This window comes from Arthrobacter bambusae (genome assembly GCF_022606295.1).
Taxonomy (GTDB): Bacteria; Actinomycetota; Actinomycetes; order Actinomycetales; family Micrococcaceae; genus Arthrobacter; species Arthrobacter bambusae_A.
This window is the reverse complement of record NZ_JAHHZS010000051.1, coordinates 1-21,420: the sequence shown is the minus strand read 5'-3', so window position 1 is coordinate 21,420 and position 21,420 is coordinate 1. Positions and strand designations below refer to the sequence as shown.

The following is a 21,420-nucleotide window of genomic DNA, read 5'->3' as shown; positions in this document are numbered from 1 at the left end:
AACTCGATCCAGCTGAACGTAGCAAAGCCTGTTACTTCAGCCCCCGAGTCGTCCACGTAAAAGAGGCGAAGGGGTGTCGAAGTCATGCAACGAGCTTACCGACCGCCGCCCACGGAAAAACCCGCGGCGCCCCGGCCGCACCTTCGGCTTCAAGAAACACGATCGTGCAGCACCTCCATCCGCCGGGTCGACTGACGGTCGCAAACAGTTGCCGCCATGGAGCGCCGCTGCCGTTACCGCACTTCCCCTCCTCGCACCAGCCATGGTTACAACGGCCGGATCCGGAACCAGAGGTCATCAGCGGCAGGCCTGAACGAATGCCGTAACGCTGCCAGCAAGGCCCCGGGAGGGCGCATGAGCCAAGCCACGTCAGCGGAAGCCTCAACGGCCCTTTCCGTTGGATCGGGCCTGTCCGGGGTGTCTCCTATGTGGCGTAAGCGGGTGGGACCTCATATCCCGCCGCCCGTGGGAGGAGCCTTGGGGCGGGGTGCGGCCCCTCCGATAGCCAGTCGTTGCTGATCTCGGTGGCCTTGGCGACGTGCAGAACGAGCTGGGCAGCGAGGGCAGAACCGGTGATTCTTGCGTAAGCGAGGGCGGTTTCCCCGACGGTCTCGGTGTGCTCGAGCAGCGGCAACAAATGCGCAGAGGTGACATTGCTGAGCTCACCCACGCGCTCGCCATTAAGCCGGACCTCGACAAACGGACGCTCGGCACCGTTCTTAAGAGTGTGGATTGCCTTGTGGAGACTGACGAGCAGGAGGCCGGCACCTTCCTGTGGCACGTAGTTGAAAAGGATCTCGAAATGATCCTCTTCCTTGAGGACTTGAATCGCCGATCCCCACGGGACAAGAGTGGTCAAGCCCGCCGGGGCCTCGTTGAGCGGCGCGATCAACTCCGGCTCGGGCAGGGTGACGGTGACCCGGGTCTGGAGCCGGTCGCCAACGTCGTACGCCCAGATGCGGGCCGTCGTGGCCGCAGTGAACCCGCTGGCAATGATTCTCCTGACAGGTTGCGCGTAGCGGACCGCGTCTTCGCGGCTGAGATAGCCCAGGACCTGGTTCCGCCAGCGCACGCTGATGGCATTCGCGTCATATGGGTTATCCGGCTCGGCCACAAGTTCCACTTGAACGCCTTCAGCTTCGCTGTCGCTCCGCACCGCGACCGGCGCGTTGTTGGCGCGGAGCGCGGCTTTGATCGCTTGGCTGTACGCGTGCTCGCCCACGACCTCGACGTTCGGCCATTCCGAGCGGCCCAGCGATACACGGTACAGCGGCCGGTCCGAGGAAGCGGGCCGGGTGACTGGCGACCTCGGTGCCTTCGTCTGAAAAGCGACCTGCTCTGGAGCGGCGTGATTCGCCGGTGCCTCAATCTGGACATCAGGAACCGCGATTCCTTCCACGGTGCTGACCGGACTCGCGGCCCAGGTCGCGTCCTCCCACGCCTGCCGGTCACGACGCCGCTTCCGCACCAGGAACATCAGCCCGACAATCCCCGCTCCCAGCACGAACCCGGCGGGCGAGGATACCGTCACCACCAGCACCAGCAGCCCGAACAACGTCCACTGCGCAAACGTCCCGGCCTTCTCCAGCCCCGGCACTCCGCGGCCACCGGCGGTCAGCTTCGCCGGGCTCTGCCCGACGCATTCCAGGACGCGCGCCGCCTGTCCTAAGGTCAAGTGCATCAGGCTCGGGCGTTTGCCCGTCGCGCGGGCAACGGCCGCGCGAACGAAGTCTCGCTGGAACTTCGACGCCGGGGCCGTCTCATCAGCAGCAAGGAGTTCCCGCCACGTCTCGTCGCTGATGATCTGACGCGCGGTCTGCGGGCGGGGATGTTGAGGGGCCCGGACAGCGGCGTTCCGGGCCGGGCGGCGGTGCGAACTGGTGGTCACATACGAGACGCCCGTTCCGGGGATCCTCACTGTGCTCGTCTTACGGCCTGTCGTGGACTTCGTCACGCGGAACGGGCCTGCTCCAATGCTCGCACTCACCCCGCGCTTCGACGCCGTGATCCTCACAGGCCCGAAGCTCTTCGACTTGCGGTAACGGAACCCCAACTCGCACCCCCCAAAATAAGAATTGACCAGGAAGCACTTGCTCCCGTAGGGGGAATTGTAAGCCTCAGGATTCGCGGAAGGGAACGCGTCCCGTCAGGCACAGAAGCAACGGTCTCATTGCCATCCCTCCCCCTGTCATGTCTGTGGGGGTCCTACTTGCCTATTCGAAACAAAGTAGCGGGTCCGTCAAACTCAGTTCCTTGATACAGAAAATCAGGGCTCGTCCAGATGTGGCGCGTGTCGCGTCGCCTATCCCCGACGCGCCAAGCATCTCAACCCTGAACAGTCGCTACGGCTGGCCGACGACTACCGCCAAGGCATGAAAGTCGGCGAACTGGCCAAAAAGTACAGCATCCACCGCGTGACGGTCGCAGACCATCTCGCTACTCACAACATCACCAAGCGTCCTCGCGGCCCTACGCCGCAGCAAGTCGTGGAGGCCCGTGATCGGTACCGAGCCGGCGAATCTTTGGCGAGCCTGGGCAAGTCATATTCGGTGTCGGCAGACACCATGCGCAAATCGCTCATCAGCTCGGGAGTGACGATGCGGAATCGTTGGGATCATCCGTAGGCGATCAAGAAGCCGCTTCGGCATGGTTGCTTGAAGTGAAGGCACGGAATGCGGAGTTTGTGTGAGCATCTACTCGAACTACGTCGTCGCAGGTCTTCGCGAAGCCGTCAAGCGCCGCGGCCCTGACCACGAGTCCGCCGAAATCCTTAGCGAGTACGTCGCCTGGTCCGAAAATTTCCCACGAGAGGTGACCCGATGACAAGGGAAGTCCTACGGGAAAGCCGTCGTGCGTGCGTCCCGGGACGCCCTGGTGCCGCATCCACGACGGCCGCGTCTTCGGCGCTCTCGACCTTTCAGGATCGGGGGCTTGGGCTTCTACGGCATCGTTCTCGCAGATTCCATGTCGGCTTCCATGTCGGCCCTGAATGGTAAGCGCGGTTCGTCGGGGATGGTGCTTACTTGTGCTGTGTTCCGGGATCGGTGCCGGGTTTGCGGAGCGGGTCCACGGTGCCATCTGTTCCGTAGTCGCCCTCTGGATACCGGCCGATCTCGGACTCGGCGGTGCGGCCGGCGGTCGACCCGGTGGCGCCGAAGTCGGCCTTTACATAGCGTCCCGACTCCCTGGCCTTTTCTCCAAGAGGTTCGGGGAGTCCGCCTTCGCTGCCGGCCGCACCGTAGTCCCCTTCGATGTATTGGCCTTCCTCGTCGTCCGCATGGCGGCCGCTCTGCATCCCGGCTGAGCCATAGTCGCCTTCGACGTATCGGCCCCGCAGGTCTGGGTCTACTGGCTTCTTGGCCGTGCCCGTCTCATCGAGAGCGTCTTCGAAGCTGCTGTTGTCGGTCATGTTGGTGCCTTTCCCGAAACGAACTCCGCGTCTTTCTACGGCGCGCTTTAAGTCTAGCGAGGGCCGTTGTTCCGTAACAGAACGGGGCCGGCACGGGAAGGCCTTGGCTCATGGATGCCTGGGGCAATCGTTGGTTACCTAAGGCAATCGACTAGTGACGCGGCGACGATCCAACTACCATGAAGTTGCTGGGGTTGTCAATTTCCAAAGATGAATCAGATGACTCAAGGAGGCACTCGGAATGAGTGATGTCAGTCCACTAAGGAATGCAGTCCGCAACGGAAGCGGCCTCAAGCAACTCGGTGGCACTTGGGGTGAACTCCTCGCCGAGTTCCTCGGCACATTTGTGCTGATCTCTTTCGGCGACGGGGTCGTGGCCATGGCGGTTGCCGCTCTACCAGGCTCAGGACGGGCCGCGACCTCGACCACGATCTTCATGGCCGCAGGCGACTGGCTTTTGATCACATGGGGATGGGCCATAGCGGTGACAATGGCAATCTACGTCGGCGGCGGGGTCAGCGGGGCGCATATCAATCCAGCCGTGACAGTGGCCTTCGCGGTCCGCCGTAAGTTTCCATGGAAAAAGGTAGGCCCATACATCTTTGCCCAGATTGTTGGGGCTTTCGCCGGCGCCGCGCTGGTGTACCTGCTCTACCACGATGCCATCGACGCCTATAACAAGGCTGTCGGCACCGGGCGCGCGGATCCGAAGGGACTGGCCACCTACTCCATCTTCGCCACCTTCCCGGCACCCTACTTCAACGGAAATCCCGTGGGCCCGCTGGTGGACCAGATTGTTGGCACCGCTTTCCTCGTTTTGTTCGTCGTCGCCATCATCGACATGCGCAACACGGCCGTGCAGGCAAACCTGGGCCCGTTCATGATCGGGCTGGCCGTGGCGGCGATCGGCATGTCCGTGGGCGCGAACGCCGGCTACGCCATCAACCCTGCCCGCGACTTCGGACCAAGGCTGTTTGCATGGCTCGCCGGATGGGGGCAGACGGCGCTTCCGGGCACTGTTGACGGGTCGTTCAGCTGGTATTTCTGGGTGCCCATCGTAGGGCCATTGATCGGCGGGGTGATCGGCGTGCTGATCTACGACTGGTTCATCGGCGACGTCCTCCACGCGCGGGCGCGGTTGGCGGAACCCGTGCCTCCGGGCCGGACGGGCGCAGAGAGCGCTCCGGCGTCCGAACCGAAACGTGCGGCCTAAAGTAGCTCAATCCCGGGGGTGATCGGAAGCCGCCGGGGAGACGGTCATCTGCGCCCGTAGACCGCTGCGCCAACGGCCAATCTGCCAGATTAGAATCGGCTGAAGACCTGCACTCCGGAGTCCTTCCTTTAAGGGCAGCAAGAGTACAGGTTGCGGGTCAGTCCGTGCTTCACCTCAGGCCTGGCCCTAGGCTTGCCCGTTGGTGGATTTCCCGCGGGTAGAGACGGCATAACTGAACTGAACCACAGGCGCCGAGGATCCGGTAGAACCTGCCCTGTCGGGGCCTGAGCGTACGGCATAGAGAGGCGCCGTCCATCAAGCCGTGATCGGTTGCACCGCCACGGCGTGCACGGCCTCGAGCAGTGCCGCAGCCATCATGGCCTGCTAGGAATAGGCTCCCGCACGCATGACCGTCGTACGGAGACCTGACCGCTCACATCTCTGGGACCAGGCAGCACCGGTTCGTGCTGCACGCCCTCCATGTCCGGATCCCAAAGTTCTAAGCCTACATACCATTGCGCAAGCGCAAGCATTCCGGATAGATTGAAGACTTAGCGGGGACCCGCGCCAGCGCCCCGGCAGACGGCCGAGGGTGTTTGACCCAGTTTCTGACACGCTAAGGAGCCACCTTCATGGACAAGACCGGACGCATAGTTGTCATCACGGGATCCAGCGGCGGAATCGGACGCGCGTCTGCAGTCGCTTTTGCCCGTCAAGGGGCCGTCGTCGCCTTACTCGCTCGCGGCGAAGCGGGACTGGCCGGAGCCGCCCGCGAAGTGGAAGCGGCCGGCGGGCGGGCGTGGACCTTGAGCGTCGACGTCGCTGACGCCGAGGCGCTCGACGCGGCCGCCGAGCAGATAGAGCGCGAGCTGGGGCCGATCGATGTTTGGGTAAACGTCGCCTTCACCTCTGTCTTCTCCCCGTTGTCCGAAATCACTGCAGCCGAGTTCAAGCGCGTCACCGAGGTCAGCTACCTCGGTTACGTCTACGGAACCATGTCGGCTTTGAAGAGCATGCGGGCGCGGAACCGTGGAGTCATTGTGCAGGTGGGCTCAGCTCTCGCTTACCGGGGCATCCCGCTGCAGACCGCCTACTGCGGTGCCAAGCACGCCATTCAAGGATTCAACGAGTCCCTGCGCTGCGAACTGCTGCACGAATCGAGCGGCATCCACACCACCATGGTGCAGATGCCCGCCGTCAATACACCCCAATTTTCCTGGTGCCTCTCCCGTCTTCCGCATCAGGCGCAGCCCGTGCCGCCGATTTACCAGCCGGAGGTGGCCGCACGGGCGGTCGTGTACGCGGCGGACCATCCGGAACGGCGCGAATACTGGGTGGGCGGCAGCACCGCCGGAACCCTCATCGTGAACGCTTTCGCCCCTGCACTGCTCGACCGCTACCTCGCCAAGACAGGCTTCAAGGCCCAGCAGACCTCGGAGCCCCGAAGTCCGGAGCAGCCGGTGAACCTCTGGGAGCCCGCAGACAGTAGCAGGGATTTCGGGACGCATGGCATTTTTGATCGCAGGTCCTCCCGGCGCAGTGCCCAGCTGTGGGCCTCCCAGCGCCATGCAACGGTGGGCGCTGCCGCCGTCGGGCTCCTCACGGCCGCGGCAATTGCGCGCGGCGCGTTCTTGCGGAGGGCAGAGCGATGAAGCCCTTGGAAGTCGTCCGAGGGGTCTACGGCATGTGCGAGCTTCTGGCCCCGGATTTCCTGACCGGCCGGCTGTTGGGCAGGACACCTGACCGCAAGGCCCGGACCGTCATCCGAATCCTCGGCGCACGCCACCTGATTCAGGCGGTGCTGACAGCCCGGGCCGGGCATACCGCCCACCGCATCGGAGGCAGCGTGGACGCGGTCCACGCAGCGAGTATGGTCCTACTCGCTGCACTGGACCTCAGGTACCGGACGCCCGCGACCGCCAACGCCGTCCTTGCAATTGTCTTTGCAGCGGGAGAGTTCGAATGACAAGCACCATCGGCGACGGGCACGATACTGAATGCAGAGGCCGTCACCCGTGCAGATCAATGCTGAACCGGCCGTCTTCGGAGCCTTCGCCACCATCCGCCGCCGCAAACGCATCCATGCCCACGGCACAAACCCCGCGCAACCCCGCCGGCATCCGACCCATCACCGCGGCGACGGCCTTGCGGCGGTGTTCCAGGACCGTGTTGACAAGGGAGACACCCTCGGGAGTCAGCGACAATGCCCGGTACCGGCGGTCACCGGGGTCATCGCGCCGACCGATCAGCCCCGCATTGACCAGCCGCTCGCAGATACGCGTGGCATTGGAGGGATGCACGCCCAGCTCCGCAGCGACGGCGCCGAGATTCTGCGGTCCGCGCGAGGCAATCATGACCAACACACGCAATTGCGGGCTCGTGACGATGTCCTCGACTTCCACGACCGACTGCGCCACGACCCGAAGCAGCACGTTGGCGGCCCGAAGCACCGCATCGATCTGGGCATCGGCGTCATGGTCTTCGATTCTCTCCACGAACCCCAGTATCACCCTCGTACTTGCGTGACTGCAATATTTGCGCCGCTGCACGGAACGTGTCTGATTGAGGAGGAACAGCATGAAACATGAAGCCGAAGACGAAGTGATCCACCTCGTCGATCGCATGGTCAGCAACGTGAAAGCGGGTCGCTTCGAAAGGTCTCTTTCGGGACTCACGGCTGCGGGCGCTCTGGTGACGGCGGCGGAGATCTACTTCGAACATGACAAGGCCAGCTTCGGGAACAAATGGATGTGGCTTCCCGTGGCGCTTGGCCCGATCGGCGCGGCAGCCGGCATAGCGGGGATCTTCAGCCGCAGGATGGCTAAAACTGCATTGCCGATCGCAAGCGCGGCGATAGTCGCCAACGGATTGCAAGGAACCTACCTCCACGCCCGCGGTATCGCCCAAAAGCCAGGCGGGTTCTCCAATCTGCGCTACAACCTGGAGATGGGACCGCCTCTGCTCGCGCCCCTTCTGGTGACGCTTGTCGGCGGCATGGGGCTGCTGGCTTCGATACTGAGGCGGGAGAAATGAGCTCGCTTCCTCTGGACAAGGAAGCCGGGGGCGGCCGATACCCTGGTTTCAGCACCGTTGCCCAATCCGACCATTGGGACAAGACCACCGCCGGCGTGGTCCTGGGCCGGCTCGCCCGGCCCGCCGACATCCGCTTTTTCACTCCGGCCGAAGAGGCCACGGCCAAGGCGCTGTTTGACCAACTGCTCGCCCAGCACGCCGAGCCCCGCATCCCGGTGGTCAATTTCGTCGATGCACGGCTGGCCGAAAACCAGACGGATGGCTGGCGCTACGAGGACATGCCCGAAGACGGGGAGGCCTGGCGCACGTCGCTGTCGGCGCTGGACCGCGCGGCTGAGGAATCATTCAATCAATCCTTCGCAAACTGCAGCAACGAGCAACAGGCCGCCGTGCTTCAGGCCATCCAGGCCCTCGGCAGCTCGATGTGGCAAGGCATGCCGGCCGGTCACGTGTGGGGGCTGTGGACCCGCTACGCCTGCACGGCCTTCTACTCGCATCCGCGGGTGTGGGACGAAATCGGCTTCGGCGGTCCCGCCTATCCGCGCGGCTACAAGAACCTGGGGGTCGACCGGCTGGAACCGTTCGAAGTGGCCGACGCCAGTCCGCGGGAGGACCCCGTGACCCATGACGGAGGAGTCCGCCCATGAGCCACGTCCGGAACCACAACGAATCGGCGTGGCTGCTTCCAGCCGGTCCCGGCAGCAACCACCGCCTGCGCGATGACATGCGCACGTTCGATGACCGGGACGAAGTGGACATCGTCATCGTCGGATGCGGCGCGGGCGGCTCAACCCTCCTGCAGCGGCTGGCCCGCGCAGGATGGAGGGCGGTAGCTCTCGACGCCGGCCCGTTCTGGGATCCTGATCGGGACTGGGTAAGTGACGAGGCAGCATCGCATCACCTGTATTGGACAGATCCGCGCGTGATCGGCGGCGAGGACCCCGTGCCGCTGGGATCGAATAACTCAGGCCGCGGGGTAGGCGGTTCCATGGTCCACTACGCCGGCTACACACCCCGCTTCCACCCCAGCGATTTCCGCACCTTCACCACCGACGGCGTCGGCGCTGACTGGCCGCTGGACTATGCGGATTTGCGTCCGTATTACGAAGACATCGAAGAGGAACTCCCGGTCGCCGGAGAATCCTGGCCCTGGGGCGATCCGCACCGGTACCCGCACCGGCCCCACCCCGTCGGCGGCAACGGTGAACTATTCCTGCGCGGCGCCCGCGCCTGCGGCATCACTGCCAAGGTCGGCCCGGTAGCGATCGCCAACGGTCGCTTCGGCAACCGGCCGCACTGCATTTACCGCGGCTTCTGCCTTCAAGGCTGCAAGGTGAACGCCAAGGCATCACCCCTGATTACCCACATTCCGGACGCGCTCGCCCACGGCGCCGAAGTCCGGGCAGATTCGATGGTGACCCGTATCGGCTTCGACGAAGGGACAGGCAGGGCCACAGGCGTCCACTATGTCCGCGGCGGAAAGGAGCGATTCCAGCGCGCCCGCACGGTCGCCGTCGCCGGCTATTCGATCGAAACACCGCGGCTCCTGCTGAACTCAATCTCAACGAGGTTCCCCAACGGCATGTGCAATGACTTCGACCAGGTCGGCCGGTACCTGATGGTCCAGGGCGCGCCGCAGACGGCGGGCCGGTTCGACGCGGAAGTACGCATGTGGAAGGCTCCGCCACCTGAGGTGAGCACTGAGGACTTCTACGAAACGGATTCCGCCAAGCCCTACAAGCGCGGATTTTCCATCCAGACCGTTTCGCCGCTACCCATCGCCTGGGCCGAACACGTAGCCGCCCAAGGGCACTGGGGTGCGGAGCTGCGGCGGTATATGAGTGACTATCCACATTGGGCCTGCCTCGGGGCGCTGTGCGAGTTTCTCCCGCTGGAAGGAAACCGCGTCACCCTGGCGGACGAAAAGGACCGGCACGGGGTGCCCGTCGCCCGGTTCAGCTACAGCCAATGCGAGAACGACCGGCAGCTGATGGGTGCCGCCCAATCCGTCATGGAGAAGATCCTGAAGGCGGCCGGCGCGGACGAGGTCATCACGATCAAACGGTACGCACATCTCGTGGGCGGGGCACGGATGGCAGCCAACGAATACCACGGCGTAGTGGACCGGACGTGCCGCAGCTTCGCGGTCCCCAACCTGTTCATCACCGACGGCAGCGTGCTGCCGACCCAAGGAAGCGCGAATCCGGCGCTGACGATCATGGCAGTGGCGGCACGCGCCGCCGAAGGACTGAGCGCAGGAAAGGAAGATTGATCATGGCATCACAGACGGTCGCGGACTACTTGCTCGCCCGGCTCCGCGAATGGGGCGTGGATAAGGTCTTTGCTTTTCCGGGGGACGGCATCAACGGGGTGCTCGCCGCCTTCGGGAAAGCCGGAAACGAGCCGAAATTCATTCAGGCCAGACACGAGGAAATGAGCGCCTTCGAAGCGGTCGGCTTCGCCAAATTCTCCGGAAAGGTCGGAGTCTGCATGGCCACCTCGGGCCCGGGCGCCATCCACCTGCTCAACGGTTTGTACGACGCGAAGCTGGACCACGTCCCCGTGGTGGCGATCGTCGGCCAGACAGCCCGCAGCGCTATGGGCGGTTCCTATCAGCAAGAGGTGGACCTGCTCAGTCTCTTCAAGGACGTGGCCTCGGACTACGTCCAAATGATCACCGTTCCCGAGCAACTCCCCAACGTCCTGGACCGGGCCCTGCGGATAGCGCTGGCCAACCGCACACCAACGGCGGTCATCATTCCGTCCGACGTCCAGGAACTGGAATACACGCCGCCGACCCACGCCTTCAAAATGGTTCCGTCCAGCCTCGGCATCCGTTGGCCGGATATCCAGCCCGACGACGACGCGATCCGAGGCGCAGCCGAGCTTCTCAACCAGGGAAGCAAGGTGGCGATGCTGATCGGCCAGGGCGCACGCGGGGCTGCAGCTGAGGTACGCGAAGTCGCCGAACTGCTAGGCGCGGGGGTTGCCAAGGCTCTGCTTGGCAAGGACTCCCTGCCTGACGACCTGCCGTACGTCACTGGATCGATCGGCTTGCTCGGGACCCGTCCGAGCTATGAAATGATGCGCGACTGCGACACGCTCCTGACGATCGGATCGAGTTTCCCGTACACCCAGTTCATGCCGGAAGAAGGGCAGGCACGCGGTGTCCAGATCGACATCGATCCGGGCATGATCGGCCTGCGGTACCCGTACGAATTCAACATCGTTGCCGATTCCGCGGCCGCCCTGCGGGCGCTCATTCCGCATCTGGAACGCAAGGAGGACCGGTCCTGGCGCGCTGATCTTGAATCCAAGATCAGCCGGTGGTGGGAAACCATGCACGCCGAGGCGATGGTGGAAGCCAACCCGATCAATCCCATGCGGCTGTTCTCGGAACTCTCCGACCGCCTGCCGGAGGACGCAATCATCACGGCGGACTCCGGCTCCACGGCCAACTGGTACGCCCGGCAACTGAAGTTCCACGGGCAAATCCGCGGCTCCCTCTCCGGCAACCTCGCCACCATGGGGCCCGGGGTCCCGTATGCCATCGGGGCGAAATTCGCCCATCCGGAACGTCCCGTAATCGCCTTCGCCGGGGACGGTGCCATGCAAATGAACGGCATGGCCGAACTCATCACCATCCAGCGCTACTGGCGCGAGTGGAGTGATCCCCGGCTCATCGTATCGGTTCTGCACAACGATGACCTGAACCAGGTCACATGGGAAATGCGGGCCATGGGAGGCGTCCCGTCCTTCCGTGAATCGCAGGACCTGCCCGACGTCGACTACGCGGCTTTCGCGTCCAGCCTCGGACTGCAGGGCATCAACGTCGACTCCCCCGACGAGCTCGGGGGCGCCTGGGAGAAGGCCCTCGCTGCGGACCGGCCGACCGTCCTGGATGTGCGCACCGACCCGGATGTCCCTCCGATCCCGCCCCACGCAACCTTTGAGCAGGCCCTCAATAGCGCGAAGGCTGTCATGAAGGGGGACGACAGTGCCTGGGGCCTCATCAAGGAAGGAATCAAAACGAAGGCCCAGGAGTTCCTGCCGCACGGGGACGATTGATGGCTGTGACCGAGTCGACGCTTCAGGTGAAGTCCCTTGCGGTTTCGGCGTACACCGTCCCGACCAACAGTCCCGAGGCCGACGGCACCTACGCCTGGGACGCCACCACGATGGTCCTGGTGCAGGCCACGGCCGGAGACCGGACCGGCATTGGCTGGACCTACGCGCCGGCCGCCTGCGCGGCCCTGATTCGGGAAACCCTCGAGCGGGCCGTCGTCGGGCTCGATTGCTTCGACGTTCCCGCTGCGGCCGAAGCCATGGCCCGGACCGTCCGTAACGCCCCACGCCCCGGACTGGCCAGCTACGCCATCTCCGCCGTCGACTGCGCCCTCTGGGACCTCAAGGCACGGATCCTCGATCTCCCCCTGCACCGGCTGTTCGGCGCAGCCCGCGCAAAAGTGGATGTTTACGGCAGCGGCGGATTCACCACGTATTCAGAAGAGCGGCTCCGCACCCAGCTGCAGGGCTGGACCTGTGATCAGCAGATCCCGCGGGTGAAGATCAAGATCGGAGAGGACCGCGGCACGAACACAGTCCGCGACCTGGCCCGCATCCGGCAGGCCAGGGAAGCCATCGGCTCCGGCGTTCAACTTTTCGTCGACGCCAACGGTGGCTACACCGCCAAGCAGGCTATTCGAGTTTTCGACGCCTCCGCCGAGCAGGACGTGGCCTGGTTCGAAGAACCGGTGTCCAGCGACCATCTCGCAGGACTTCGCCAGGTCCGGCACTCCATCGCGGCCGATGTCGCAGCAGGCGAATACGGCACAACCTTGTTCTATTTCCAGCGGATGTGCGAGGCCGCCGCCGTGGACTGCCTGCAGGTGGATGTGAGCCGCTGCGGCGGGTTCACGGAGTGGTTCCGGGCTGCTGCGGTGGCGGCGGCCCACGGGCTGGAAGTCTCAGGACACTGTGCCCCCAACCTGACCGTCCCCGCAGCTGCAGGCACGCTGAATTTCCGTCATCTGGAGTGGTTCCACGACCACGTCCGGATCGAGGACATGTTCTTTGACGGCACCGGCGACCCTGACGGCGGCAGCGTCCGGCCTCGCGAGGACAGTCCGGGCAACGGTCTCACTTTCCGTGCGCGGAACGCCGAAAAGTACCGAATCAACGCATAGTCAGATGGAATCCGGAATGAAGTCCGACAGCACCCCGCTTTTCCCTGCCCAGGTTCTCCGCGAATACTCCCTGATAGGCGATGGCGAACGGGGCGCAGTGATCGGGCCGCGCGGAGACGTGGTCTGGATGTGTGCCCCGGTCTGGGACAGTCCAGCAGTGTTCTCTGCCCTGGTGGGCGGTTCCGGTGTGTTTGCCGTGACTCCCCTGAACCCGCGGTATGTCTGGGGAGGACACTACGACGACGGCACGCTGATCTGGAACAGCCGCTGGGTCACGACGGACGGGATTATCGAATGCCGCGAAGCCCTCGCAATGCCCGGCGACCCTGGGACGGCCGTGCTGATGCGCCACATCCGGCTCATCTCCGGGACCGCTTCGGTCCGGATCCTTCTTCAACCCCAGCCCGGATTCGGATCGCATCGGGTGGATTTCTCCAGATCCGACGACGGCGTGTGGTCCGGTGACGGGGGCGGGTTGAGAATCCGGGTCAGCGGGATGGGCCAGGCAACCGTGACCGACGGCATGCTGGGGCAGGACATTGACCTTGTACCCGGAGGGGAACACCACGTCGTTCTGGAGCTCTCCAGCAAACCCCTGCCGTCAAGGCCGCCTGAGCCGGCCGCTCTCTGGACTGCTACCGGCCAAGCCTGGGCCGCATCGGTTCCTGCCATGGACGCGACTGTCGCGCCTGACGACGCGCGCCAGGCGTACGCGGTCCTGCGCGGGATGACGAGCTCGACAGGGGCCATGGTCGCGGCCGCCACCCTGGGCCTGCCGGAGCGAGCCGAGGCAAAACGCAACTACGACTACCGCTACGCCTGGATCCGGGACCAATGCTTCGCCGGACAAGCAGCCGGAGCCGGGGCGGCCACCGACCTGCTCGACAGCGCCGTCCGCTTCGTCAGCGAGCGTTTGTTGACAGACGGGATCAGCCTCAAGCCCGCTTACACCGTCACCGGCAGCAAGGTACCGGATGAGCACACGCTCGACCTTCCGGGCTACCCGGGCGGCACCGACACAGTAGGCAACTGGGTCAACCAACAGTTTCAACTAGACAGCTTCGGTGAAGCCCTGCTGCTTTTTGCTACAGCCGCGCGCCACGACCACCTCGACACGGTGCACTGGCTCGCCGTCGAACAGGCAGTGGCAGCCATAGAAGCAAAGTGGGACGTTCCCGATGCCGGCATCTGGGAACTCGGAAACGAACGGTGGACCCATTCCCGCCTGAGCTGCGTCGCCGGTCTCAAGGCCATCTCCCGCTACGCCCCTGCCGCACACGCCGCCGCCTTGGACCAACTGGCCAGTCTGATCCTCACACACACCCAGTCCACGTCCACGCATCCCAGCGGCAGGTGGCAACGATCACCCGCCGACGACAGGATCGACGCCGCACTTCTTCTTCCCGCCATCCGCGGAGCCCTGCCCGCCCGCGACCCCCGCTCCCTCGCCACCGCAGAGGCGGTCAGAAAAGAACTCCTCGACGACGGATACGTCTACAGGTACAGGCACGGGCCCGGTCCCCTGGCGGATTTCGAAGGCGCCTTCCTCCTCTGCGGATTCAACCTGGCCCTGACGGAACACCAGCAAGGCAACACCACGGACGCGATCAGGCTCTTTGAACGCAACCGGTCCGCCTGCGGCTCCCCCGGACTCTTCACCGAAGAATACGACATCGAACAACGCCAACTTCGCGGCAATTTTCCTCAGGCGTTCGTCCACGCCGCCCTGCTCGAAACAGCCCATCGACTCGCCCAGCCGCGCGCACCCTGACGATCATCACACCGCACAAAAGGGGCCGGCACTTTGGACCCCGCCAGATGACGCTCCGAAACTCTCCGCAGTGGACGACCAAAGAAGTGTCCCGCCGGAATGAGGGGGTACCAACGGGACAAAGCACTCCATAAAGCAACTGAAGGACCGACGTGCGGGCCAGAACCGATCGGGACACCCAATCTTTCCGGGAACCGATGCCTTGGCCCGACCACGCAATTCCAGTCCCTGCACTTCTCCCGCACATCCTTAAGTGCCGGGTCCTAGCACCATAAGACAGCTCCGAAACCAAAATTTCACCGAACGGTATCACGCACCAGTAGGCGTGCGTGCCGTCCAAAGAGGGAGGCCGGCTATGGAAAGCCCAACACAAGCGAATCCGAATAACGTGCAGCGACAGCTGGCCATCTTTGACGTTGTCAGACGTGCTCCTGGCAAGAGCCTGCCGCAAATCAAGGCGATGCTGACCAAGGCGTTCGCCGATCGCGGCCTGTCCAGGCAACCGGGAGCCTGGCTGGATGCTGTGGCATCTGAGGCGGCCTACGGAAAGCCTTATCTTATAGATCTCCCCGCAGCGGTAGCCGCCAACAGCATCGCAGCTGCTCCCGACCCGGAAGTCGAAGACGACCTGCGCAAGCGCGGTATCCTCCGACGGTCCGAAAACAGCACCGGCAGCCAGCACCCGACTCCGGCAGCCACAAAGACAACGGACGAAGGTGAGGAATCAGGACACCCCACAACCCCAGTAGCGGAAGCGCGAAACAAGCGCGATGCCGCGCACCCTCGTCGCGCTTCAGACACATCCACCCGTCCGGCGCGGCGACTGATTGCAAGCGCCCTCCTCATCGCCTTGGCCGCGGCCGCGGTCGGCGTGGGCCTTCGCCAGCGTAGAGGGCGCCCCACTTCGCCTACCCTCGCAGTCGGCGCATGCAGGTGAATAACTTGGAAGCGCACACCGACGCGCATGAGGGCCGGTGGCGGAATCCGCCGGTACGCGAACGACGGTAGGCAACACGGTGGTCCCATATATCGCTGGCAAGCGACAAAGAAGGCACCTGATGCAACCAAGACCACCCTCGCGACGACATTCCAGGACAACGCGTGCCCGGGCCAAGACTAGCTCCGTGGGCAATAGCAAGTCTTGCATTGTGCAATAGTTGTCGTATGCTAAATCCTCTCGATCGCCACGTCGACGCCCTCCAGCGGGCCACGCGCGACTTGCTCGCCGTCGCCATGCGCAGTGTGGACGAGGTCACGGACCTTTCCCTGCCGCAGATGCGCATGCTGTTCGCCCTTCAGGACCACGGGACGCTGCCCAGCGGCGCCCTCGCGCACGTCCTGGAAGTCTCCGGATCTTCGGTGACCCGGTTGGCCGACCGGCTGTGCGCGGGAGGGTACGTCCGGCGCTCTGCTTCTGCCGGAAACCGCAGCCTCGTCCTGCTTTCCCTGACCGATGTCGGCCGCCGTGCCGTTGAAGCCGTCCTCCGCCGGCGCGACCACGAGTTCCGGGACGCTCTCGCGCACCTGGACCCGGAGCTGCGGGACCAGCTCGCCGCCGGTCTCACCGCTCTCCATGGGCACCTCTCGGCGGCGTCGCTGAGCCGGGCGGTGGTCGCGTGACCAGCCACCGCGGCCATCAGTTGGGCGATTTCGCCGTCGACCGGCGGATGCTCCTGGTGGCGGCCCTCGCGATCCCGGTCGGGGCGCTCGGGGCCCTCGCGGCCTGGGCGCTCCTGGGCCTGATCGGTCTTGCAACAAACCTCTTCTTCTATGGCCGCCTCTCGACAAGTCTCGTCGCCGTGGGCAGCGGACATCCGTGGTGGCAAGTGCTCACCTTGCCCGTCGCCGGCGGACTCGTGATTGGCCTCATGGCGCGGTTCGGCTCGGAGAAGATTCGCGGCCATGGCATGCCCGAGGCCATCGAATCCATCCTCGTTGGCGGCAGCCGGATCGCTCCGAAGGTCGCCGTCCTCAAGCCGGTCTCTGCCGCCATCAGCATCGGCTCCGGAGGCCCCTTCGGCGCCGAAGGGCCCATCATCATGACCGGTGGCGCGATCGGCTCGATCCTCGCCCAGCACCTCCACCTCACCGCTGACGAGCGCAAGACACTGCTCGTGGCGGGAGCGGCGTCCGGCATGGCTGCGACGTTCAATTCGCCCCTCGCGGCCGTGCTGCTCGCCGTCGAGCTGCTCTTGTTCGAATGGCGTCCACGCAGCTTCGTACCTGTGGCTGCCGGGGTCGCGGTCGCGACCGTGGTGCGCGGCGTGATCCTCGGCACCGCACCGATCTTCCCCGTCTCGACCACAGGATTGCACCTGAGCCCCGGTATCGAGGCGCTGGCCGCCGTGGTCGGCATCTCCGGCGCGATCGTCGCCGCCGGGGCAACCTGGCTCGTGTACCGGGCAGAGGACGCGTTCTCCCGGCTGCCCATCCACTGGATGTGGTGGCCCGCCATCGGCGGCCTCATCATCGGTGCCGGCGGTCTCATCGAACCCCGCGCCCTCGGCGTCGGCTACGACGTGATCGACCAGCTGTTGACGGGGCACGCGACGACAGGGCTCATCATCGGCATCCTCGTGGTCAAGACGCTCATTTGGTCGCTGTCCCTGGGCAGCGGGACCTCCGGCGGTGTGCTCGCACCGATCTTCATGATCGGCGCGGCACTCGGCGCAGCGGCAGGCCTCGTTTTGCCAAGCGTCATCCCGGGGCTCTGGGCTTTGCTCGGGCTCACCGCCGTCGTCGGAGGTGTCATGCGCTCGCCCCTCACGGGCGTGATCTTCACTCTCGAGCTGACGAATGCCTGGGCTGTTGCACTCCCGCTGCTCATTGCCTCGGTGGTTGCCTACGGCGCCTCCGTTCTGTTCCTTCGACGTTCGGTGCTCACCGAAAAGATCGCGCGCCGAGGACTCCACCTGACTCGCGACTACACGACCGATCCGCTCGAGACATTCTTCTGCGAGGACGTCATGCGCGCACCGGCCGCTGCGCTCACCGAAGCAACGCCTGTGCTCCATCCGCGGGAGACACTCCGTCACGCCGCATACGTTCTCGCTCGGACCGGCGCGCCCGAGGCTGCAGTAGTGAACGACGACGGCACATGCCTTGGGCTCATCGGCCCATCTGATTTGCTTGTTGCCAGGCTGCACGACCTCACCGAGGCGACCGACCGGGACCGCTCGCTCCGCTACCTCACGCGGGTGGGAATGCAAGCCGGCAATTGATCGACGACGCCTCCACGAACTTCGCCAGTGGGTTGGCCACCCGGATCATGCGCACCTCTTCCTCCAAACGCCCGATTTTGAGAAACCGCATACGATCCGCACCATCCGGGGCCGCGAAAGCCAGAATTCCTCTCAGAACCCCTTCTCACTCAAATAACGCACAACCGACTTCTGCGGCCGCATGGTTTTGCGAGACAGGTTGATGGGAGCCTCGCATAGATGACCGCACGAAGGAAATATGATGCCGCGTTCCGTGAAGAACCGGTTCGGCTGGTTTTGTCCCCGAACCGGCCGGTGAAGCAAGTCGCCGAGGAGATGACGAGGAGCGAGCCCGAAACCACCGTCCCATCAGACGCCGATGAGATCGAGCAGCACCCGTGCCCCCACTGCCAAGTCCAGCCGGGCTCGCCGTGCCGGTCCCGCTCCGGTGCCGTCGCCTCGACCTACCACACCGGCCGGTTCACCAAAGTCCCCCGCCTGGCCAAGGAGCTGCGTATGCCGACCCCGGCCAGCCGTGGACCGGGCCAGCCCTGGCGGCCGGACACCCCGCCGCCGGCACGAATCCCCGCAGACACGCCTGGCGCGGACATTCGCGTCGGTTACGCCCGTTGCTCCCACCACCTGACCCAGGAACTCCAGTCCCAGCTGGATGCACTGGCTGCGCACGGCATTCCGCGCGAAAAGATCTTCGCCGAGAAGGTCTCCACCCGGGTGCGGGTGCGGCCGAAGTTCGAAGCCGCACTCGAGGCAGCCCGGCAGATCAAGGCCCACGCCCCGCACTGCCGTGTCATCTTCACCGTCTACGAGATGAAACGCCTCGGGCGGGATTCCGCCGAGCTGACCGCACTGGCTGACCACCTCACCGCACACGGCATCACCCTGGAGATCCTCGCCGGGCCGCTCACCGGGATCTACGACCCGACCGGCACCGGCCGGGTGCTGTTCGCGTTCCTCGCCGCGATGGCCGAAACCGAACGCGAGAACATCCGCGAAGCCACCCTCGAAGGCCTCAACACGGCCGCCCGCAAGGGAAACCACGGAGGCCGGCCCCCGGTCATCACCGACGACATGCTGCACACCCTGGTGCGCCGCCGCAAGAACGGCGACTCCCTCCACGACATCCGCCTCGACCTGATCATCCCCACCGGCAAACACAAAGGCCGCAACCCCAGCCTGGCCAGCATCTACCGGGCGCTCCGAGCACGAGAACGCCAGGCCCACCCTCAAGCCGATGACCAGGACCACGCCGACTTCGCCACGCTCCCGCCGGGCACCTGACGCGACGAAACCGCGGGCTGCTCTGGTCAGCCATATCCGCCCGTGAGTCTTTTGTGGCTGGGACGCTGCCGCGACGTTGACACGGTGCGCCGTCGAACCCTCGCGGCGCCGTCGCTCACGCCCCCGGAGGAGCGCCCCGCCGCATCGAGTAGCATTGCTCCCAATTGGCCAGCAATGGAAGGAAGTCGTATCATGCACAGTATGTCGTCCTGCAGGTAATCCTCAAAGAGAAACTGTGGGGAACCGGTTCGGGCAACCTGACTTCCCTGGAGAAGGCCATCAACGATCAGGCCGCGAAGGGCTATCGACTCCATACGGTAACCACCGCGAGCAGCGGGAGCAAGGGAATCGGTGGCCGTGACCGCATCCAGGCAATTCGAGAGCCTCGGATAACCGAACATCGCGAAACGAGCGGTATTCATGGACCGATCGGTTCCGAGTCATAGAAGTGAGATACCAGACGAACATGGCCAACTACACAGGGCCTCCCTTGATGTCTCCCGCAACCCTGGGCTTGCGGGAGACGCCCAGTGTGCCCAAAAACCGCCGCTGACTCGCCGGCCGTTTCCGGTCATCCACGCCAGCATGCCGACGGCCGTTGAAGAGCAGGCTCAGAGAGGCATGTAAATGGCCCCACGTCCGGATTTGGACAGGGAGGACCCAACCAAACCAGGGCGGCCCGGAAGAAAGCCCGGATCCCACACACCTGCGCTCTCGATCGGACGCCAGCCACAGACACCTCCGGAAACGTTCCCGTTGGCAGGAATGTCCTAGGAAACCTACGATCCGGGCCGCAAAGTCATGTCGCCTGAAATAGAGAACTTCATGAAGTGGTGTCGGCAAAAGCAGAAGGAAGGGGACCAGAATGCAGGTCGAAAAGCCGCCCGTGCACGAAAGTGTGCACAATGTGCGCACCCCCTTTGGCCGGACAAACATGCGATGAGCGGACTGTGGCTGGTGCGCAGAAAGCAGCTATTCGAGGAAAATCCTGGACGAGGATTCGGCTTGGTCATGTCGTCACCACAACTCTTGGACATGAATGAATGACGGCCAACAACTGACCACCGGCAACAGCAAGAAAGGACGGCCCACCAGCCAGGACCCTGACCCCGCCACCCACACAATCGAACAGGCCACCACGGCGCCCGGCACAACCGCGGCCAACGTCAGAGGGACCCGCAGAGGGTCAATGTCCACACATTAAAGCAAAACCCCTCTGACGAGGGGTCATGCTGTGCCCGAGGTGGGACTCGAACCGCATTCCGAGCCGCGAAAACACTGGGAACTCCAAAAAACATGCCGAGTACGGGCCAGTCCGGCACCGGTACGGCCGAGTCCAACGGCCAGAGTGTGCACATTGTGCACATCCCATTTTTCGGCCTTTGAACCCGCTTCCCCGCCGCGCCCAAGTTGTTCAAACGTACAGGAACGGGTTGCCGGGTCAGGCGATCTGGATCCGTTCGTCGCCGAGTTCAACCTCGACACGAAGCCGGCCACCGACCGCTTCGACGTATTTCCGCAGAGTGTCGACCTGGGCGCGGTCGATGTCGCCGTGCTCAATGCGGGAGACCCTGTTCTGGCTGACGTGCAGACGTGCAGCCAACTCGACCTGCGTCAGATCCGAGGCCTCCCGGAGCTCCCGAAGCCGGTAAGCCCGGACCTCATCGAGCAGGAGTTTCTTGTGGGCGTCCACAGCAACCCGGTCAACAGGCCGCTTCGCCAACATCTCCTCAATAGTCTTAGCCATCACGATCCTCCTTTCAGAATCCTCAGATGATCATCGAACAGATCATCCGCAATCGGGATATTCGTTTTGTACCACTTGCTCCAGTTACCTGACTTGTCGCCTGCGACAAGCAAAATCGCATGCCGCTCCGGGTCGAAGGCAAACAAGATCCGCAGCTCCGAGCGGCCGCTGGACCCGGGCCGCAGTTCCTTCATGTTCTTATGCCGCGAACGAACCACCGTATCCACAAGCGGACGTCCAAGCTGCGGCCCACGCTCCGCAAGAAGCTCCACCGCAGCGATCACCTGCTCATACGAGTCCTGATCGAGCCCGAGCAGCCACGGCTCCACCAGCTCCACGTCAACGTTCCACACCGAATCCATAATACAACCCACAGGTTCTACAACTCAAGAGCTATATCCGAAAGGAGCTGACACTGCCAAACCCGTCTTCAGCTTGCTGAGAAGAGAAGCACGCACGGCCGGCTTCTCCTGCCAGAGGCCGACACTCGTGCACCCCTTTATTCGATAGGAGAACAGACCGGCCTGCCTCATTCTGCTGACCCGGGGTCCGCGGGACTCTA

At 64.3% G+C, this 21,420-nt stretch carries 21 protein-coding genes; 16 read left to right on the top strand and 5 right to left on the bottom strand.

Translation table 11 applies throughout. The annotated features are described in order from the left end of the window. Nucleotides 1-424 precede the first annotated feature (424 nt). The gene (locus KNN17_RS20955; protein ID WP_242599056.1) at nt 425-2,053 is read right to left on the bottom strand and encodes a DUF4236 domain-containing protein; all 1,629 of its coding nucleotides are present in this window, start codon (nt 2,051-2,053) and stop codon (nt 425-427) included. Nucleotides 2,054-2,372: 319 nt separating this feature from the next. Here KNN17_RS20955 and KNN17_RS20950 point away from each other — a divergent pair, with 319 nt between their 5' ends. Next, the gene (locus KNN17_RS20950; protein ID WP_241710778.1) at nt 2,373-2,624 is read left to right on the top strand and encodes a hypothetical protein; all 252 of its coding nucleotides are present in this window, start codon (nt 2,373-2,375) and stop codon (nt 2,622-2,624) included. A gap of 61 nt (nt 2,625-2,685) precedes the next feature. Then, nucleotides 2,686-2,823 (top strand): hypothetical protein, encoded by a 138-nt coding sequence (locus tag KNN17_RS20945; RefSeq protein ID WP_241710777.1) that lies wholly within the window; start codon nt 2,686-2,688, stop codon nt 2,821-2,823. Between the two features lie 196 nt (nt 2,824-3,019). On the opposite strand, the gene KNN17_RS20940 is transcribed toward KNN17_RS20945, so the two are convergent. Further along, complete coding sequence (locus KNN17_RS20940) at nt 3,020-3,409, bottom strand: hypothetical protein (protein ID WP_241710776.1); 390 nt, start codon at nt 3,407-3,409, stop codon at nt 3,020-3,022. Between the two features lie 241 nt (nt 3,410-3,650). On the opposite strand from KNN17_RS20940, the gene KNN17_RS20935 reads away from it, so the two are divergent. From KNN17_RS20935 to KNN17_RS20925, 3 genes are all read left to right on the top strand, one after another. Next, the gene (locus KNN17_RS20935) at nt 3,651-4,622 is read left to right on the top strand and encodes an MIP/aquaporin family protein (protein WP_241710775.1); all 972 of its coding nucleotides are present in this window, start codon (nt 3,651-3,653) and stop codon (nt 4,620-4,622) included. 632 nt (nt 4,623-5,254) lie between these two features. After that, the gene (locus KNN17_RS20930) at nt 5,255-6,274 is read left to right on the top strand and encodes an SDR family oxidoreductase (RefSeq protein WP_241710774.1); all 1,020 of its coding nucleotides are present in this window, start codon (nt 5,255-5,257) and stop codon (nt 6,272-6,274) included. Then, nucleotides 6,271-6,588 carry a hypothetical protein gene (locus tag KNN17_RS20925; protein WP_241710773.1) on the top strand — a complete coding sequence of 106 codons (318 nt, stop codon included), beginning with the start codon at nt 6,271-6,273 and terminating at the stop codon, nt 6,586-6,588. Before KNN17_RS20930 ends, KNN17_RS20925 begins: the two co-directional genes overlap by 4 nt. Before the next feature lie 43 nt (nt 6,589-6,631). On the opposite strand, the gene KNN17_RS20920 is transcribed toward KNN17_RS20925, so the two are convergent. Then, nucleotides 6,632-7,117 (bottom strand): MarR family winged helix-turn-helix transcriptional regulator, encoded by a 486-nt coding sequence (locus KNN17_RS20920; RefSeq protein ID WP_241710772.1) that lies wholly within the window; start codon nt 7,115-7,117, stop codon nt 6,632-6,634. An 82-nt stretch (nt 7,118-7,199) separates the two neighbouring features. On the opposite strand from KNN17_RS20920, the gene KNN17_RS20915 reads away from it, so the two are divergent. The 11 genes from KNN17_RS20915 (at nt 7,200) to KNN17_RS20865 (ending at nt 19,557) form a co-directional block, all read left to right on the top strand. After that, complete coding sequence (locus tag KNN17_RS20915; protein ID WP_241710771.1) at nt 7,200-7,655, top strand: hypothetical protein; 456 nt, start codon at nt 7,200-7,202, stop codon at nt 7,653-7,655. Next, on the top strand, nt 7,652-8,302 hold the full coding sequence (locus KNN17_RS20910; protein ID WP_241710770.1) for a gluconate 2-dehydrogenase subunit 3 family protein: 651 nt from the start codon (nt 7,652-7,654) through the stop codon (nt 8,300-8,302). Before KNN17_RS20915 ends, KNN17_RS20910 begins: the two co-directional genes overlap by 4 nt. Continuing rightward, nucleotides 8,299-9,927, top strand: a complete 1,629-nt coding sequence (locus KNN17_RS20905; RefSeq protein ID WP_241710769.1) for a GMC family oxidoreductase — start codon at nt 8,299-8,301, stop codon at nt 9,925-9,927. Before KNN17_RS20910 ends, KNN17_RS20905 begins: the two co-directional genes overlap by 4 nt. Before the next feature lie 2 nt (nt 9,928-9,929). Beyond that, the gene (locus tag KNN17_RS20900; protein ID WP_241710768.1) at nt 9,930-11,723 is read left to right on the top strand and encodes a thiamine pyrophosphate-requiring protein; all 1,794 of its coding nucleotides are present in this window, start codon (nt 9,930-9,932) and stop codon (nt 11,721-11,723) included. Beyond that, nucleotides 11,723-12,841: an enolase C-terminal domain-like protein gene (locus KNN17_RS20895; RefSeq protein WP_241710767.1), complete on the top strand. Its 1,119-nt coding sequence runs from the start codon at nt 11,723-11,725 to the stop codon at nt 12,839-12,841. The genes KNN17_RS20900 and KNN17_RS20895 overlap by 1 nt, the downstream gene beginning before the upstream one ends. Nucleotides 12,842-12,857: 16 nt before the next feature. Further along, entirely contained in the window at nt 12,858-14,612 is a 1,755-nt protein-coding gene (locus KNN17_RS20890; RefSeq protein WP_241710766.1) for a glycoside hydrolase family 15 protein, read from the top strand. A 355-nt stretch (nt 14,613-14,967) separates the two neighbouring features. Further along, nucleotides 14,968-15,549, top strand: coding sequence for a hypothetical protein (locus tag KNN17_RS20885; protein ID WP_241710765.1), 582 nt, complete (start codon nt 14,968-14,970; stop codon nt 15,547-15,549). 227 nt (nt 15,550-15,776) lie between these two features. Continuing rightward, the gene (locus KNN17_RS20880) at nt 15,777-16,232 is read left to right on the top strand and encodes a MarR family winged helix-turn-helix transcriptional regulator (RefSeq protein ID WP_241710764.1); all 456 of its coding nucleotides are present in this window, start codon (nt 15,777-15,779) and stop codon (nt 16,230-16,232) included. Beyond that, nucleotides 16,229-17,833, top strand: coding sequence for a chloride channel protein (locus KNN17_RS20875; RefSeq protein WP_241710763.1), 1,605 nt, complete (start codon nt 16,229-16,231; stop codon nt 17,831-17,833). Before KNN17_RS20880 ends, KNN17_RS20875 begins: the two co-directional genes overlap by 4 nt. Nucleotides 17,834-18,052: 219 nt before the next feature. After that, nucleotides 18,053-19,111, top strand: coding sequence for a recombinase family protein (locus KNN17_RS20870; protein WP_241710762.1), 1,059 nt, complete (start codon nt 18,053-18,055; stop codon nt 19,109-19,111). Between the two features lie 164 nt (nt 19,112-19,275). Continuing rightward, the gene (locus KNN17_RS20865) at nt 19,276-19,557 is read left to right on the top strand and encodes a DUF4177 domain-containing protein (protein WP_241710761.1); all 282 of its coding nucleotides are present in this window, start codon (nt 19,276-19,278) and stop codon (nt 19,555-19,557) included. A 995-nt stretch (nt 19,558-20,552) separates the two neighbouring features. On the opposite strand, the gene KNN17_RS20860 is transcribed toward KNN17_RS20865, so the two are convergent. Together KNN17_RS20860 and KNN17_RS20855 are read right to left on the bottom strand one after the other, a co-directional pair. Beyond that, the gene (locus tag KNN17_RS20860) at nt 20,553-20,858 is read right to left on the bottom strand and encodes a helix-turn-helix domain-containing protein (protein WP_241710760.1); all 306 of its coding nucleotides are present in this window, start codon (nt 20,856-20,858) and stop codon (nt 20,553-20,555) included. Further along, nucleotides 20,858-21,196, bottom strand: a complete 339-nt coding sequence (locus KNN17_RS20855; RefSeq protein WP_241710759.1) for a type II toxin-antitoxin system RelE/ParE family toxin — start codon at nt 21,194-21,196, stop codon at nt 20,858-20,860. Before KNN17_RS20855 ends, KNN17_RS20860 begins: the two co-directional genes overlap by 1 nt. Between the last annotated feature and the right edge of the window lie 224 nt (nt 21,197-21,420).